This is a genomic window from Acinetobacter sp. FB (genome assembly GCF_056033405.1).
The window spans coordinates 757,923-775,046 of the sequence record NZ_CM148502.1 but is presented as its reverse complement, the minus strand read 5'-3'; the positions used below and the strand labels follow the sequence as shown (position 1 = coordinate 775,046).

Here is a 17,124-nt window from a genome sequence, read left to right as displayed (position 1 = left end):
GCTAAAGCAAAAACTATGCACAAATTCGATGCATTTTAGTCGATATAACTAATACCGCCCATATATGGACGTAAAACTTCAGGAATTTCGATTGAACCATCAGCACGTTGATAGTTTTCCATCACTGCAAGCAAAGTACGACCAACAGCTAAACCTGAACCATTCAAAGTATGCACCAATTCGATCTTCTTCTGATCTACGCGGTAGCGTGCTTTCATACGTCGTGCTTGGAAATCGCCCATGTTTGAGCAACTTGAGATTTCACGATAGGTATTTTGGCTTGGCACCCATACTTCTAAGTCATAAGTTTTGGTTGCACCAAAACCCATATCACCACCACAGAGCAAAATTTTACGATATGGTAAGCCTAATGCTTGCAAAATGCTCTCTGCATGTGCAGTTAGTTCTTCAAGCGCCTGCATTGAGTGCTCTGGTTTTGAAATTTGCACCATTTCGACCTTATCGAACTGATGTTGACGAATCAAACCACGGGTATCACGACCATAAGAACCTGCTTCACTACGGAAACATGGTGTATGTGCTGCGTATTTAAGTGGTAAACGATCTGCATCTAAGATTTCATCACGCACAAAGTTTGTTACTGGCACTTCTGCGGTCGGGATCAGGTAATATTCTTTTTCACCTTGCAACTTGAATAAGTCTTCTTCAAATTTAGGTAGCTGACCTGTACCACGTAAACTATCCGCGTTGACCAAGTAAGGTACATAAGCTTCGGTATAACCATTTTTAAGGGTATGCGTATCCAACATAAATTGGGTTAAAGCACGTTGTAAACGCGCTAATGGACCTTTGAGTACGCTAAAACGTGAACCTGTTAATTTGGTTGCTGTTTCAAACTCAAGCCCACCCATCCACTCACCAAGATCAGTATGATCTTTGATCTCAAAATCAAATTGGCGTGGTGTGCCCCACTTTAAGATTTCTAAGTTATCACTTTCATCTTTACCTTCTGGAACAGATTCATCAGGTAAGTTTGGAATCGCCAGTGATTTTTGCTCTAGTTCAGTTTGCAACTCAGCAAGCGCAACTTCAGCCGCTTTGATTTCATCTCCAATGGCAGCCATACGTGCCATAATTTCAGATGCATCTCCGCCCGATTTTTTGATTTGACCAACTTGTTTTGCACCAGCGTTACGTTCAGCCTGTAAATTTTCAGCTTTGGATTGTAAATCTTTACGGCGAACTTCTAAGTCAGCCCATTCTTGTACATTAAGCTGAATACCACGTTTTGCTAAAGCAGCATTCACTGCTTCAATATTATTTCTGAGTAATTTTGGGTCGATCATAATCAATCATGAATAGAGAAAAAACTGGCTATAGTGTAAGGCTTTAACCTAAAAAAATACAGCGATTGGCAATAAACTATCAGCATCTATAAACAATGTTTAGATGCTGACTAACAACTAATTTGGCTCTTTAGGTAAGCTTGGCAAATATTCAGCCTTGATAAACTTTTTGGCTGAATAATACGGTAAAGTTAATTCGCTCATCCCTTCTGCATATGAAGCCAATTCATATAGAGGATAAACAAATACAATACCATTTACTCCATAATAAAAATTATCACTGACTTGCAATTGATCTTTCTTAATTTGGTGATCATCTAACCAGTTTTGATTAGCTGCATATAACTCATCACGAAGTTTTTGATTCATTTCAGGTTTCAACAACTCTGCAACAGTAATATGTTTCTTATTCGACAAATCAAAATTCACAAATTCTTGATGTGACATACCATGCGCAGCACCAGCTGAATATGAGTAAGTCTGAATTGCGAAAGTCGCCAAATTATAATTTTGCCCTACAAAACGTACATAGGTACTACTTTCACTGAGTGATGATTCACCAGCAGGGACTTTTACCTGTTGATCAGCTAAGTTCGAAAATGCATTCGGCTCAGCTTTTTTCATACGATTGAGAAAATATTCATCAATCCATTTTTGATTGGTTTCAACGTTTTGTAAATCATACTTGGTACAACCATCTTCTAAACAGACTTTTTGTTTGGGTATTTTGACTGCAATAACTTTCGCTTGAATGAGTGGAATATCTACTTTGTCCTTTTCATTAGTTGTATCTTTTTTAGGTTGGCAACCTGTTAATGCAATAACTGTCAGGATAGGAAGAAGCGGAATAATTTTTGATAATTGTGTAAAGTTCATCGTCATACAAGTCTCTGATGTTTTTCTTAACTATACAAAGCCTTGCCTATAGATAAAATTAAGAAATGTATCTACATTTTTAGCCAGTCATCAATTATGAAACTTATTCCTCTTTTTCAAAACTCATCCAGTTACAGTGAAAACCTAACGGCACACGGACTCCCAATTCTATTTCAGCTTGAACACTCATCTCTACGCCTTTCACTTTAAGTATCGCCACTTTTGAGGCTTCGCCGTGTATGTGGTGTAAATACGTTATTAAATAACCCTGTCCCTCAACACTTTGCGCATGCTCAGGTACGAATGTTACCTCACCCATGACCCATTGCTGACCAAAATCATAAGTGCGGTTGGTTTCTAAAACCAAATCATGGATTTTCAAAACATTGAATAAGCCATCTTGTGGAAAAGCCAAAGTATATAAATAACGGTAGGAATTTCCCGTATAACGCTCATCAATTTTTGGAAATTCCTGAATATCAGTATCCACAATAATTCTACTAATACTCTTTAAATTCGAATCAATTATCCAACGTTCCAATATCGCATGTTGATCCTCATAGGCCGCATGTTGAGAATGTTCAAAATCGTTTTTATGTACTAAAACATCTAATATAATTTGGCTTTTATCATCTCGAAAAGCATTCGCGGCATGGAAAATAAAACAAGGAGCAACATTGATCCAGCGGATACTCTCAGCTTCTCCATACTTCGCTAAAATACCAATACGGGCTTGATGTTGTTCATTCCATTGATAAGGCACGCTCTTGCCTGTAAATAACCGAGTGAGGGAAAATGTGAGAGGAAAATCAAAAACGATCACATCCTGTTCTGTTATGAGGCAATCATGAATCATCGGACCATGTTGTAAATAAATTTGAGTCACATGAATCAACTCACCCCTCCCATCAATCACTTGGTAATAGGCATTTTTACGATCCAGAGCATCGTAACAAATCGCATGTAAGTGCCCCGTTTTCTGATCCTTACGAGGATGTGCGGTAAACGGCAGATCCGCATCACTGTTAAAAAGCTGATAACGTTCCGTATTTAGTTCATAGTCCAAGCAGATTGGGAAAGCACCTGCCTCAATCACAGCCCACAGCTTTCCAGCATGCTTAAAGATATTTGTATTAACAACATCATGAGCACCCCGCCTATAGCCCTGTATAGATTGCTGTTTTTTATTTTCCTGGACTATATCTGTTGCAATCATTTTGCTTTTAAACCAGATCGCCTCTCCATTTTGCAGTTTCAGCCCATGAACCATGCCATCACCCAAATACCATTCAAACAATGTTGATTTTTTGACATAGATTGGATTCGAACCAATTCGCAGTAATAAACCATGCAAGTGCTTTGGGATTTCTCCAGTCACTTTAAAGTTTGAAATCTCAGTTTCATTTACAGGTCGGTATACAATTTTTTGATAAATATCCTTCTCATTACGAGAGGCATGCCGTCTTAAGAACAAACCAATAATCCTAATTATTTTTTGTTTTAGAACATTCTTCAGTGATTTCAACACTGTCATTCTAGGATAATTATGAATTGCTTTCTGATCAGCCAAATCTTTCATTTTTATTAAAAATATTCTTGAATTCTTATCTACTAAGAATAAAATAAACCATCTTTTAAATCCAATAAACTTCAAGATGAATAGATAGTATTAATCTCTAGACTGTTGAACTTCTAAAGAAATTTTTATTAATGTCGTCCTATCATAAAAAAAGCAACCCACAGGTTGCTTTTCACTTATCCTTTATCATTTACTGATCAATAATATCCGTACCTTTCGGTGGCGTGAAATTAAAAACTGATGCAGGAATAGTTGGATTAACTTTTACATTAGTGAAGCGAACATTCGTTGTTTGACCTAAAGAATCTTGTAAGACCATTAAGTTAGGTGCCTTATTTGCACCAAAACTAATCGTTAAACTTTGGAATGCTCCATCCTCTTGTTTTGGATACAAAGTATAATAAAGCTTACTACGATCAGGCTGCGTTACGCGATAAGATTGCATAATCTGATTGGTATTACCTGACAGTAAAAGCGCTGGGGTATTCGCAATTTGATCATCCAAACTTTGACGTACAGCTTGTTGAAGATCAGGATCATAAATCCAGACTACTTTACCTGTGGTCACAATCGTTTGTTTAGCAGGACTTGTGGTTTCCCAATAAAACTTTCCAGGTCGTTCAACTTTCATTGAACCTTTAAAAGTCTGATTCATATGTTGCGCAGTTAAACCTTTTTTCTGAACTGCTTTATTACTCGCAGCTACTTTGGTACTTTGTTCAAAATCTGCTGTGAATCTTTGTAAGCCAGAGAGTTGTTGAACCAAACTATTCGTCGCCTGCTGAGTCGATGCAGCCACAGGTGCAGCAAATACCTGACTACTCACAACAGGAGCAAGTGTAGCTACACTTAAAGTTGTTGCATAAGCGATTTTTTTTACGAAATTCATAAAATGAACCTTCTATCAGATTTTTACTGTTATGACGACATCTTACTGTTTTTGATCATTTAAAAAATGAAGAAAAGCATTGGTTTTGTGTAATTCGTGTCGCAAAGTTCTGCATTATGTATGAAGTTACAGCCTTTATGTAGAAATTGTAATAATAAAAGTGCTTAGCGATAAAGATCAAAGAAGAATACATTTTTAATGATTATGTCTGAAATGAGAAACTGTTTATCAACAATATGCTAGACGAAAAATTAGATTTTGTTAGTCTACTATAAGCTCTATTTAGAAGTATAACGAATGAAAAGCCTTGCCTTTATTCACCGTAATGATACCCGCTTTGCCATCGGTGACTTTTATCCTGCTCTTTCCGTATTTTCCTATCAGGAGTTGGGTAATACCACTTCACCTTTTTTACTCTTAGATCATCTTGGACCTGGTATTTTAGAGCCTAAAAGTAATAAAAAAGGTGTCCACGAACACCCTCATCGTGGTTTTGAAACCGTGACCTTCGTTTTTGCTGGGGAATTAGAGCATCAAGATTCAATTGGGCATGGGGGAATTATTAAACAAGGTGATGTGCAGTGGATGACAGCTGCCTCTGGGGTACAGCATATTGAACATTTCAGCCCAGAATTCAGAGAGCAAGGCGGCTATTTTGAAATGGTACAATTATGGGTTAATTTACCAGCTAAAGATAAAATGTCACATCCTCGCTATCAAAGCTTATCGAATAATACGATTCCAAAAATATTATTAGAACACGATGCTGGTTATGTCCGTATTGTTGCAGGGCAATTTGAAAATATTCAAGGTATTGCTCAAACATTTAGTCCAATGAATGTGTTTGATGTTCATTTAAATAAAGGACATCAAATTATTCTGCCGGCAGCTCATGGAGATACAACATTAGTTTATGTACGTCGCGGTAAGGCGCAATTTGCTGAAGATGAAGACTTTTTAGAGGAACAAGCCATCGCGATGATGTCTAGTTTTGAGACCGATGTTTCAATCACCGCTTTAGAAAATTGCGACATCTTATTTCTATCTGCTCCACCTTTACAGGAACCTGTTAATGGGCATGGTTTTTTCGTAATGAATAGTTATGAAGAAATTCTACAAGCCTATGAAGACTTAAAAACGGGTGTATTTGGCAAGTACTAAAACTAATGATCCATTTCAAAATGAAGACCAATAAAAAACCCGCTAAAAGCGGGTTTTTTTGAACCATTAAAGCTTAAGCTTCAACAGTTACATAGCGACGGCCAAATTGACCTTTCACTTCAAATTTTACTACGCCGTCAGCAGTAGCAAATAAAGTATGGTCACGACCCATACCAACATTTGCACCAGCGTGGAATTCTGTACCACGTTGACGAACGATGATGTTACCAGCAGTTACAGTTTGACCACCGTAAACTTTAACACCTAACATCTTAGGATTCGAATCACGACCGTTCTTCGTCGATCCACCGGCTTTTTTAGTTGCCATGTCTATTTACTCCTGAGTTAGCCTGCGATACCAGTAATTTTCAACTCGGTAAACCATTGACGGTGACCTTGTTGCTTACGGTAGTGTTTACGACGACGCATTTTGATGATGCGGATTTTGTCGTGACGACCATGGCCAACTACTTCTGCAGTTACTTTTGCGCCAGCTACTACTGGAGCACCGATTTGAATGCTGTCACCGTTAACAACCATCAATACGTCATCAAACGTAATAGTTGAACCAGTTTCTGCTTTCAACAATTCTACTTTAAGGGTTTCACCCTCAACAACACGGTGCTGTTTACCACCGCTTTGGATTACTGCGTACATAATGTACTCCAACATGCCCGTGTCGTCGTGTCGATAAAGGGATATACCGAGCTTAAAACGAACGCCACTGGGGTTATACAAGGGGACAAATTTTAAGTGAAAATTGATCAAACAACAAGTCATTTTGCACAAATGCAAAGATATTGATAAGTTGCTTGGATTTTTTAATGAAATCAATTAGATTGATGTCGGCTTGTTTTGATTGATTCTGATCAAAATTTGAAATACATTTTTAAAAACAAATTGCGACAATAACAAACTGTGTTTTTATCAAGTCATAAGTAGAGTGATATCGGTTTATAGAGAATTGCCTTTATTTGCCTAAATTAAGACCAAAAAACTCACCGTCTTGTTGTAAATCACAGATTACATGACTTGTATAACTGTTTAGCAATAAATTAATTGATACACTTGGCAACATTATCCACCTATACGAGGTTTTCCTTCATATGGTTATCGATTTCAAGCAAGACATTCTCTCCCCTGTTGCGACAGATTTTGCTGCGATGGATCACCTGATCAATGAAGGTATAAGTTCTAAAGTTGGTCTTGTTATGTCTGTCAGTAAACATGTTGTTGAAGCTGGCGGTAAACGTATGCGCCCAATCATGTGTTTACTTGCTGCTCGTGCTTGCGGCGTCGCAAACATGGAACATGCTCAACATTTAGCTGCAATTATCGAAATGCTACACACTGCAACATTGGTGCATGATGATGTCGTTGATGAATCCAACTTACGCCGTGGCCGCCCAACCGCAAATGCCACTTGGAATAATCAAACTGCAGTTTTGGTCGGTGACTTTCTAATCGCGCGTGCTTTCGACTTACTAGTTGATCTCAATAACATTACCTTACTGAAAGATTTTTCAACAGGAACCTGTGAAATTGCTGAGGGGGAAGTCCTTCAACTACAATCACAACATCAACCTGATACCACTGAAGAAACCTATCTCAGAATTATTCACGGTAAAACTTCGCGTTTATTTGAGCTTGCAACAGAAGGCGCAGCAATTTTAGCTGGCACTGAAGAATATCGAGAGCCTTTGCGTCGTTTTGCTGGTCATTTTGGTAATGCCTTCCAAATTATTGATGATATTTTGGACTACACCTCTGATGCCGACACATTAGGTAAAAATATTGGTGATGATTTAATGGAAGGTAAACCTACTTTACCGTTAATTTCAGCATTAGCTCATTCAACTGGAGATGATCATGCGATTATTCGTCGCAGTATCGCGACAGGTGGTATCGAGCATTTGGACAAAGTCATTGAAATTGTTCACAACTCAGGCGGCTTAGACTACTGTCAAAAACGTGCCCAACAAGAAACGGATGCAGCTTTAGAGGCGCTTAAAGCGCTACCAGATAATGAATATCGCCAAGCACTGATTAATTTGACCTTAATGGCCTTACATCGACTTCAATAATTTTATGAGTGCCTATGCATTTAACTTTATCTGATTTATTTTTAAAAATGCAGGAACAGCTTGATCAAAACCAAGCTGTTTTAGATGAAAATATTATCATCGAATTAATTAACCGCTTACGACCAAAAAATCCAAAGGATGCGGACGAAGTTAAACAACAGATTCAGGGTTTCATCAAAAAATTATTATTGACGCCGACGTCTGCGCTCCTATTACAAAATTTCTTACTCAAACTGATTAGCCAATACAAACAGATTAGCTTATATGCTGATAGCGGTATTCTTTCATTAGATGGCTTTTGGAATCAGCTGAGTCAACGCCTTGGCGCGCACTTTCTTCCATTGGTTGAAGACGGTCAGCAGTTAAAGACTCTTATTGGAAAAGTATTTCACCAAGAAACAGATAGCCAATGGCTTGATCTGATTGAGAATCAAGACTGGATCACTTTATTTAATCTGTTAGCCGAAAGCCAAAGCAATACGATTGAAAAACAAATTTCTAAAAATGAGTTAATCAAAGCGATTACCGTTTTGTCTTATCGAATCAGTGGTATAGGTTTATATCCTGAATTTATTAATGCTCAGCCAGATATTATTGAATATGAATCTCCCTTCTTAGTTCAAAATCGAGAAATTGTTGAATTCATCGAGAAATATAAAAAACAAATTGATGATCAAGATGCGGTTATTGTAATGCCACCACCTGATGCTTCTCAGGCATTCGTGATGCTAGATCAATGTCGTGAAGTTGTGCTCAAAATTCGCCGTGCAACTAAACGTATTGGTGTGAGTGTTAGCTTAACCTATTTATTGTCTCTACTTGAGCAAGCAATTGATCGTATTGAACTTTTATTGAGCTTATTGGCAAGTAAAAACGAGATACGCTATCTTGCACTGGGTGAATTACTCACCGACTTCACCAAGGCACATTATGATGAAAAAAGTGTTCGTCATTTACTCAGCTCAACCAGTGAGCTGATTGCATTACAGGTCACTGAAAATGCGAGTAAAACAGGTGAACATTATGTAAGTACTGATAAAGCTGGCTTTTTTGGTATGTATAAAGCAGCAGCAGGCGCTGGTGCAATTATCGCAACGATGGCCACTTTAAAGATTTTAACTGCTCGTTTAGTGCTCGCACCTTTTACACATGCATTTTTATATAGTATGAATTATGCATTAGGTTTCATGCTTATCCATGTCTTACACTTTACCGTAGCAACTAAACAACCTGCGATGACAGCGGCGGCACTTGCCGCAACAGTACAACATCAAAAAGGCAGTAAAACAGCTCAAATTGCTGAATTGGCTGCTCTGATTATCAACATTATTCGAACTCAATTTATTGCAATCCTCGGTAACATTTCGATTGCTATACCAGTAGCAGCTTTAATTACTTTTTTATGGCAATACAATCTACACGAACCTTTGCTTTCATCAACAAAAGCAACCAAAACCTTACATGATCTAAATCCGTTTACTTCGTTAGCTGTACCCCATGCTGCAATTGCTGGAATATGCTTATTTTTCTCAGGACTACTTGCAGGCTACTTCGATAATTTGGCCGTCTACCGAAAGGTTGGTCCTCGCTTAAAACAACACCAGCGTTTGAAACGCTGGATGGGACAACAACGTTTAGATAAATTTGCCAATTATATTGAAACCAATCTTGGGGCTTTAGCTGGTAATTTTCTTTTTGGCATCATGCTTGGCAGTATGGGGACGATTGGTTTTATTCTTGGTTTACCTTTAGATATTCGACATATTGCCTTTGCATCTGCCAATTTTATTCAAGGCCTTATGACCATCGGTAGCCCTGATATTGGTTTAATCATCGTGTCTTTTTTAGGGGTTATGCTAATCGGCCTGACTAACTTATTTGTCAGCTTTACCTTGACAATTATTGTTGCACTTCGTGCCCGCCGCGTCCGCTTCGCTCAATGGAAACCACTCGCAAAATTAGTGATGACTCATTTCTTAACTCGGCCAAGTGACTTTTTTTGGCCCCCTAGCCAACCTGTACAGTTAGAAGAACAAAATAAAACTGAGCAAAAAGTGAGACATTAATCGAATTTTGTTATGTTTTTTTAATGAAGCTTATAAAAATATGAAAATGAAATTATCATAAAATTTCAAGACTTGACCAAAAGTGTACTCGCGAGTACACTTCAAAACATTCGATAACCCTGAACAATGGTTAAGCAAAAAATGAGGTTCGCATGCCGTACCTACTGCTTTGTATTGGTTGCTTTTTTTTAGGATTGGGTGTGATTGGGTTCATTTTTCCAAACACATCAAATTTAGACCTTTTTAGTGTTCAAGCTTTTTTTGAACACCGTTCATTGACGCTTAACCACGTGACAATTCTACTTTCTCTGTTAGGTGGGATGCCATTTTTATTATTTTTAACCACTTTTTTGTGTCTTTATCAAACTTGGATTAAAAACTATAAGAATGTGATTTTTATCACTTTGAGTGTGGGTGGAAGTATTGTGATTGGTTGGCTTCTGAAATGGAGTATTGATCGACCAAGACCCTTGGAGTTTTATCACTTAGTTCAAAGCTATGGCGCATCATTCCCAAGTGCCCATAGCCTTTATGCAGCAACCCTTGCGAGTTTAATGATGTTATTGCTTCAGCAACATAAATATCGCATTAGTGTCATTTTAGTATCTACGTTATGGTTTATTTTCATGGGGATATCTAGAGTTTACGCAGGGGTTCACTTTCCGACTGACGTACTCACAGGTTGGGGAATTGGGTTGATTTGGACTTCATTGCTTTGGTTTTGGCTGTATCAAAGCAATTTCAGCAACAATTTGTTTTTAGATAAGAAATCTAAATTGAGGTGGAATAATGATGTCGGCTAAGCTTTGGGCACCTGCCCTGACTGCTTGCGCATTAGCAACAAGCATTGCGCTTGTTGGTTGTAGCAAAGATCCTAAAAATGCACAGCAAACTGCTGCTGCACAAAAAATGCCACCTCCAGAAGTCGGTGTCATCGTTGCACAACCACAAAGCGTTGAACAAAACGTAGAACTTTCGGGTCGAACGTCTGCATATCAAATTTCAGAAGTTCGCCCACAAACAGGCGGCGTCATTTTAAAGCGTTTATTTGCTGAAGGCAGTTATGTACAAGCAGGTCAAGCACTCTATGAAATTGATGCGAATACAAATCGTGCAACTGCTGATAGTGCTCGTGCAACCTTATTGCGTCAGCAAGCAAATCTAAATGCGCTACGTGTGAAAGAAGGTCGTTATCGTCAATTGGTTGGAACTAATGCTGTTTCTAAACAAGAATATGATGATATCAATGCTCAAGTTCAACTCGCTGAAGCAGATGTCGCAGCATCACAAGCAGCGCTTAAAAATGCTGAAATTAATTTAGGTTACTCAACTGTTCGAGCACCTATTTCTGGACAATCGAGTCGTTCATCAGTTACCTCTGGTGCTTTAGTCACAGCAAATCAAGCTGATCCTTTAGTCACGATTCAACAACTTGACCCAATCTATGTTGATATCAATCAGTCAAGTGCTGAACTATTGCGTCTGCGCCAGCAACTTAGCAAAGGTAGCTTAGACAATAGCAACAATACTCGGGTCAAAATTACACTTGAAGATGGTTCAGATTATCCATTAGAAGGACAACTTGCATTCTCTGGCGCTAGTGTTAATCCAGAAACTGGTACAGTGACTTTACGTGCGGTATTCCCAAACCCAAATCATCTGTTATTACCGGGTATGTATGCAACTGCAAAAATTTCTCAAGCGGTTCTACCGAATGCTTACTTGATTCCTCAAGCGGCTGTAACACGTTTACCAACAGGTCAAGCAATCGCACTGATCGTAAATGCGAAAGGTGCAATTGAAACTCGCCCTATCACAACAGTCGGCGTAAAAGGTCAAGATTGGATTGTGACTGAAGGCTTAAAAGTTGGTGATAAAGTTGTAGTCGATGGCGTTGCTAAGGTCAAAGAAGGGCAAGAAGTTTCTGCTAAGCCTTATCAACCACAAGCAAAAGCACCACAAGATCAGAATGCTGCCCCTCAGGCAAGCGAACAAAAGCAAGTCAATTCACCAAAAGCTGAACAAAAAGCTACTTCACAAGCTTAAGGGGTAGATTGCATGGCTCAATTTTTTATCCATCGCCCGATTTTTGCATGGGTGATTGCGCTGGTCATTATGTTGGCGGGTATTCTCACGCTGACAAAAATGCCCGTTGCGCAATATCCAACAATTGCTCCCCCCACGGTAACGATTTCCGCAACTTATCCTGGGGCATCTGCTGAAACAGTTGAAAATACAGTTACCCAAATCATCGAACAACAAATGAATGGTTTGGATGGCTTACGTTATATTTCTTCAAACAGTGCAGGTAATGGTCAAGCATCTATCAATTTAAACTTTGAACAAGGTATTGATCCAGATATTGCTCAAGTTCAAGTTCAAAACAAACTTCAATCAGCTACAGCACTATTACCTGAAGACGTACAACGTCAAGGGGTACGAGTGACTAAGTCTGGTGCAAGTTTTATGCAAGTTGTTGCATTTTACTCGCCAGATGGCAGCTTATCTGCATCAGATATTAAAGACTATGTAAACTCAAACATCTCTGAACCACTTAGTCGTGTTGCAGGTGTCGGTGAAGTCACTGTATTTGGTGGTTCTTATGCAATGCGTATCTGGTTAGATCCAGCGAAACTTACCAGCTTTAATCTCACACCTTCAGATGTTGCTGCGGCTATACGTTCACAAAACGCTCAAGTTGCAGTAGGTCAATTAGGTGGTGCTCCAGCAGTTCAGGGTCAAATTTTAAATGCGACTGTAAATGCACAAAGTATGTTGCAAACACCTGAGCAATTTAGAAATATTTTCCTTAAAAACACTGCGGATGGCGCACAAGTTCGTTTGAGCGATGTTGCACGTGTTGAATTAGGTTCTGATAACTATCAATTTGATTCTAAATTCAATGGTAATCCTGCAGGTGGTGTTGCAATTAAACTTGCAACGGGTGCAAATGCACTTGATACCGCTGCTGCCGTTGAAAAGCGCTTATCTGAACTACGCAATAACTACCCAAATGGTTTAAAAGACAAACTTGCGTATGACACAACGCCATTTATTAAGCTATCTATTGAAAGTGTAGTTCACACACTGATTGAAGCTGTGGTGTTGGTATTTATCGTAATGTTCCTGTTCTTACAAAACTGGCGCGCAACAATCATTCCGACCCTTGCAGTTCCTGTTGTTGTATTGGGAACATTTGCTGTCATTAATATCTTTGGCTTTTCGATCAATACGCTGACGATGTTCGCTATGGTACTAGCGATTGGTCTGTTGGTCGATGATGCGATCGTTGTAGTAGAAAACGTCGAACGTGTCATGCAAGAAGAGCACTTAGAGCCTGTAGCAGCGACTGAAAAATCGATGGGGCAAATCTCTGGTGCATTGGTTGGTATTACCAGTGTATTAACAGCGGTATTCGTACCAATGGCATTTTTTGGTGGTACAACTGGGGTTATTTATCGCCAGTTCTCAATCACTTTAGTCACTGCAATGATTTTATCTTTAATCGTTGCATTAACGTTTACCCCTGCCCTATGTGCGACTTTGTTAAAGCAACATGATCCGAACAAGCAAGAAAGTAATAATATTTTTGCGCGCTTCTTCCGTTGGTTTAACCGTAGCTTCGATAAACTTTCAGTGAAATACCAAGGTGGTGTCAATCGCATGACACACCATAAAATTTTCTCTGGGATCATTTATATCGTAGTGATTGCTGGTTTGGTTGGTCTATACAAAGTGTTGCCATCTTCTTTCTTACCAGAAGAAGACCAAGGCGTAGTTATGACTTTAGTTCAGTTGCCGCCAAGCGCTAGCTTAGAACGTACTGATAAAGTTATCACTACAATGACCGATTACTTCCTGCATAAGGAAAAAGATCATGTTGATTCGATCTTTACCGTTTCTGGTTTCTCGTTCACTGGGGTCGGTCAAAATGCGGGTCTCGCCTTCATTAAATTGAAGGACTGGAGCGAACGTACAACACCTGAATCACAAATTGGTGCGATTATTCAGCGTGGTATGGCACTCAATATGATTGTAAAAGATGCTTCTTACATCATGCCATTACAATTGCCTGCTATGCCAGAATTAGGCGTATCATCAGGATTTAATATCCAGTTGAAAGATGTCAGTGGTCAAGGCCATGAAAAACTGATTGCGGCACGAAATGCAATTTTAGGTATGGCATCACAAGACAAACGTCTTGCAGGTGTTCGTCCGAATGGTCAAGAAGATACACCTCAATACAAAATCACTGTTGATCAAGCGCAAGCTGGTGCAATGGGTGTCAGTATTAGTGATATTAATAGCACCATGAGCATGGCTTGGGGTGGCTCTTATATCAATGACTTCGTTGACCGTGGTCGTGTCAAAAAAGTTTATGTCCAAGGTGAAGCGGATACTCGCATGATGCCCGAAGACCTAAACAAATGGTATGTACGCAATAACAAAGGCCAAATGGTTCCATTCTCAGCATTTGCTAAAGGCGAATGGACGTATGGCTCACCACGTTTAGAACGTTATAACGGCGTATCATCAGTCAATATTCAAGGTACTCCTGCACCGGGTGTTAGCTCTGGTGATGCAATGTTGGCAATGGAAGAAATCATTGGTAAGTTACCGTCTATGGGCTTACAAGGCTTCGACTATGAATGGACTGGATTATCTTTAGAAGAACGTGATTCTGGTAATCAGACCCTGCCTTTACTGATTCTTTCGTTATTGATTGTATTCCTATGTCTATCGGCATTATATGAAAGTTGGGCAATTCCGATTTCTGTATTATTGGTTGTACCTTTAGGTATTATCGGTGCCTTTACATTGACATGGTTGGGTATGGTGATTAAGGGCGATCCAAACCTGTCCTTTAATATTTACTTCCAAGTCGCGATCGTAGCAGTCATAGGTCTTTCTGCCAAAAATGCAATTTTAATTGTAGAATTTGCTAAAGAATTGCAGGAGCAAGGTGAAGATCTATTTGATGCAACCTTACATGCTGCAAAAATGCGTTTACGTCCAATTATCATGACAACACTTGCTTTTGGTTTTGGTGTTTTACCATTAGCGTTAGCAAGCGGTGCTGGTGCTGGTAGTCAGCACTCAGTCGGTTATGGTGTACTTGGTGGTGTAATTTCTTCAACACTTTTAGGTATCTTCTTCATCCCTGTATTCTTCGTGTGGATTCGTAGTATCTTTAAGTACAAACCTAAAACTTTAAATACTCAGGAGCATTGATCGTGATGCAAACTGTTTGGTCTATTTCCAGTCGTGGCATTGCAATCTCTGCACTCGCGCTCTCTTTGGCTGCCTGCCAAAGTATGCGCGGGCCAGAGCCTGTTGTGAGCACAAATACTCCTGAAAGCTACGCGTCTTATGGTAATGCTTCTGGAAAATCGATTGCTGAACAAGGTTATAAAGACTTTTTTGCTGACCAACGTTTATTACAGGTCATTGATTTGGCTCTTGCTAATAACCGCGATTTACGTACTGCTGCATTGAATATCCAAAAAGCTCAACAGCAATATCAAATCTCAGAAAATAATCAATTGCCAACAATCGGGGCAAGCGGTAGTGCTGTGCGCCAAGTCAGCCCTTCTCGTGATCCGAATAATCCTTATTCAACTTATCAAGTTGGTTTAGGTCTCACCTCTTACGAGCTTGATTTCTGGGGACGCGTACGCAGCTTAAAAGATGCGGCTTTAGACAGTTATCTTGCAACTCAAAGTTCACGTGATGCAACGCAAATCAGTTTAATCAGCCAAGTCACTCAAGCTTGGTTGAATTATTCATTTGCCAGTGCGCAACTCAAACTCGCAGATCAAACCCTCAAAGCGCAACAAGATTCATTTAATCTGAATAAGAAACGTTTCGATGTAGGGATTGATAGTGAAATTCCTGTGCGTCAGGCACAAATTTCAGTTGAAACTGCGCGTAATGACGTTGCTAACTACAAAACACAAATTGCTCAAGCGCAGAACTTGTTAAACTTGCTTGTTGGCCAGCCAGTTCCTCAGAACTTGCTGCCTCAACAACAAGTGACTCGTATCACTCAGCAAAATGCGTTAAGTGCAGGCTTACCAAGTGATTTGTTAAATAATCGTCCAGACGTGAAAGCTGCCGAATATCAACTTAGTGCTGCTGGTGCGAATATTGGTGCAGCAAAAGCACAATTATTCCCAACCATTAGTTTGACTGGTTCAGCGGGTTATGCATCAACTGACTTGAGTGACTTATTCAAATCAGGAAATGCATTATGGTCTATTGGACCAAGTATTAACATGCCAATCTTCGATTGGGGTACACGCAAAGCGAATGTGAAGATTTCTGAAACGGATCAAAAAATTGCACTTGCTAACTATGAAAAGTCAGTACAGTCTGCTTTCCGTGAAGTGAATGATGCACTTGCAACGCGTGCCAATATTGGTGATCGTTTAACAGCTCAACGTCGTTTAGTTGAAGCAACAAATACGACTTATAAACTTTCTAATGCTCGCTTCCGTGCAGGTATTGATAGTTACTTAACCGTATTAGATGCGCAACGTTCAGCATATTCGGCTGAGCAAGGTTTATTGTTGTTACAACAAGCGAACTTAAATAGCCAAGTGGAACTTTATAAAACGCTTGGTGGTGGTTTAAAAGCCAATACAAGTGAAACAGTAAATCCACAACCGTCTAGCGCACAAATTCACGCCGCTCAATAATTTTGATTATTTTCGGTTTAAAAGCTCACTTCGGTGAGCTTTTTTTATTGCAACACATGCAAATTTTTCTTATCTTCAAAGATAGCATATCAATGATTTAGACAAATACTATGTTATTAAGCAGTTTAGAATCTATGCCCGGGCATACTATTTTACGTCAGTTAGATGTTGTTTATGGCAGCACCGTTCGTAGTAAACACGTTGGTCGTGACCTTATGGCTGGTTTGAAAAACATCGTGGGTGGTGAACTGACAGGTTATACAGAATTACTTGAAGAATCTCGTCAAGAAGCAACTCAACGTATGATTGATAAAGCGCGAAGTTTAGGTGCAAATGCTGTTGTCGGAATCCGCTTCTCGACCTCAAATATCGCTCAAGGTGCATCTGAACTCTTTGTCTATGGAACAGCGGTCGTAGTCCAACCGATCACCCCAAAACTTCCTGATCCATTTAACGCTTAGGCA

14 protein-coding genes are annotated in these 17,124 nt (G+C 39.3%); 8 read left to right on the top strand and 6 right to left on the bottom strand.

Annotated features, from left to right (window positions below; genetic code table 11):
* Positions 1–35 precede the first annotated feature (35 nt).
* From serS to lolA, 4 genes are all read right to left on the bottom strand, one after another.
* Positions 36–1,307, bottom strand: a complete 1,272-nt coding sequence (gene serS, locus AC0JIQ_RS03690) for a serine--tRNA ligase (protein ID WP_474202670.1) — start codon at positions 1,305–1,307, stop codon at positions 36–38.
* Positions 1,308–1,424: 117 nt separating this feature from the next.
* The gene (locus AC0JIQ_RS03685) at positions 1,425–2,189 is read right to left on the bottom strand and encodes an RsiV family protein (protein ID WP_474202669.1); all 765 of its coding nucleotides are present in this window, start codon (positions 2,187–2,189) and stop codon (positions 1,425–1,427) included.
* Between the two features lie 97 nt (positions 2,190–2,286).
* On the bottom strand, positions 2,287–3,762 hold the full coding sequence (locus AC0JIQ_RS03680; RefSeq protein WP_474203221.1) for a carotenoid oxygenase family protein: 1,476 nt from the start codon (positions 3,760–3,762) through the stop codon (positions 2,287–2,289).
* Between the two features lie 190 nt (positions 3,763–3,952).
* Positions 3,953–4,651: an outer membrane lipoprotein periplasmic chaperone LolA gene (gene lolA, locus AC0JIQ_RS03675; protein WP_004664497.1), complete on the bottom strand. Its 699-nt coding sequence runs from the start codon at positions 4,649–4,651 to the stop codon at positions 3,953–3,955.
* A 297-nt stretch (positions 4,652–4,948) separates the two neighbouring features.
* On the opposite strand from lolA, the gene AC0JIQ_RS03670 reads away from it, so the two are divergent.
* Positions 4,949–5,812 carry a pirin family protein gene (locus AC0JIQ_RS03670; protein WP_474202668.1) on the top strand — a complete coding sequence of 288 codons (864 nt, stop codon included), beginning with the start codon at positions 4,949–4,951 and terminating at the stop codon, positions 5,810–5,812.
* A 73-nt stretch (positions 5,813–5,885) separates the two neighbouring features.
* On the opposite strand, the gene rpmA is transcribed toward AC0JIQ_RS03670, so the two are convergent.
* The gene (gene rpmA / locus AC0JIQ_RS03665; RefSeq protein ID WP_004640422.1) at positions 5,886–6,140 is read right to left on the bottom strand and encodes a 50S ribosomal protein L27; all 255 of its coding nucleotides are present in this window, start codon (positions 6,138–6,140) and stop codon (positions 5,886–5,888) included.
* Positions 6,141–6,157: 17 nt separating this feature from the next.
* A complete protein-coding gene (rplU, locus tag AC0JIQ_RS03660) occupies positions 6,158–6,469 on the bottom strand; it encodes a 50S ribosomal protein L21 (protein ID WP_004664501.1) in 312 nt (103 codons plus the stop codon).
* 449 nt (positions 6,470–6,918) lie between these two features.
* Between rplU and sdsA the strand changes: the two genes are divergently transcribed.
* From sdsA to AC0JIQ_RS03625, 7 genes are all read left to right on the top strand, one after another.
* A complete protein-coding gene (gene sdsA / locus AC0JIQ_RS03655) occupies positions 6,919–7,896 on the top strand; it encodes an All-trans-nonaprenyl-diphosphate synthase (protein WP_005214169.1) in 978 nt (325 codons plus the stop codon).
* A 14-nt stretch (positions 7,897–7,910) separates the two neighbouring features.
* Positions 7,911–9,962 (top strand): site-specific recombinase, encoded by a 2,052-nt coding sequence (locus AC0JIQ_RS03650; protein ID WP_474202667.1) that lies wholly within the window; start codon positions 7,911–7,913, stop codon positions 9,960–9,962.
* A 152-nt stretch (positions 9,963–10,114) separates the two neighbouring features.
* Positions 10,115–10,765: a phosphatase PAP2 family protein gene (locus tag AC0JIQ_RS03645; protein WP_004664505.1), complete on the top strand. Its 651-nt coding sequence runs from the start codon at positions 10,115–10,117 to the stop codon at positions 10,763–10,765.
* A complete protein-coding gene (locus AC0JIQ_RS03640) occupies positions 10,752–12,008 on the top strand; it encodes an efflux RND transporter periplasmic adaptor subunit (RefSeq protein ID WP_474202666.1) in 1,257 nt (418 codons plus the stop codon). The genes AC0JIQ_RS03645 and AC0JIQ_RS03640 overlap by 14 nt, the downstream gene beginning before the upstream one ends.
* Before the next feature lie 12 nt (positions 12,009–12,020).
* On the top strand, positions 12,021–15,194 hold the full coding sequence (gene adeJ / locus AC0JIQ_RS03635) for a multidrug efflux RND transporter permease subunit AdeJ (RefSeq protein ID WP_346510697.1): 3,174 nt from the start codon (positions 12,021–12,023) through the stop codon (positions 15,192–15,194).
* A gap of 5 nt (positions 15,195–15,199) precedes the next feature.
* Positions 15,200–16,660: a multidrug efflux RND transporter AdeIJK outer membrane channel subunit AdeK gene (gene adeK, locus AC0JIQ_RS03630; RefSeq protein ID WP_004664509.1), complete on the top strand. Its 1,461-nt coding sequence runs from the start codon at positions 15,200–15,202 to the stop codon at positions 16,658–16,660.
* A 110-nt stretch (positions 16,661–16,770) separates the two neighbouring features.
* Entirely contained in the window at positions 16,771–17,121 is a 351-nt protein-coding gene (locus tag AC0JIQ_RS03625) for a YbjQ family protein (protein WP_004664510.1), read from the top strand.
* The last annotated feature ends 3 nt before the right edge of the window (positions 17,122–17,124 follow it).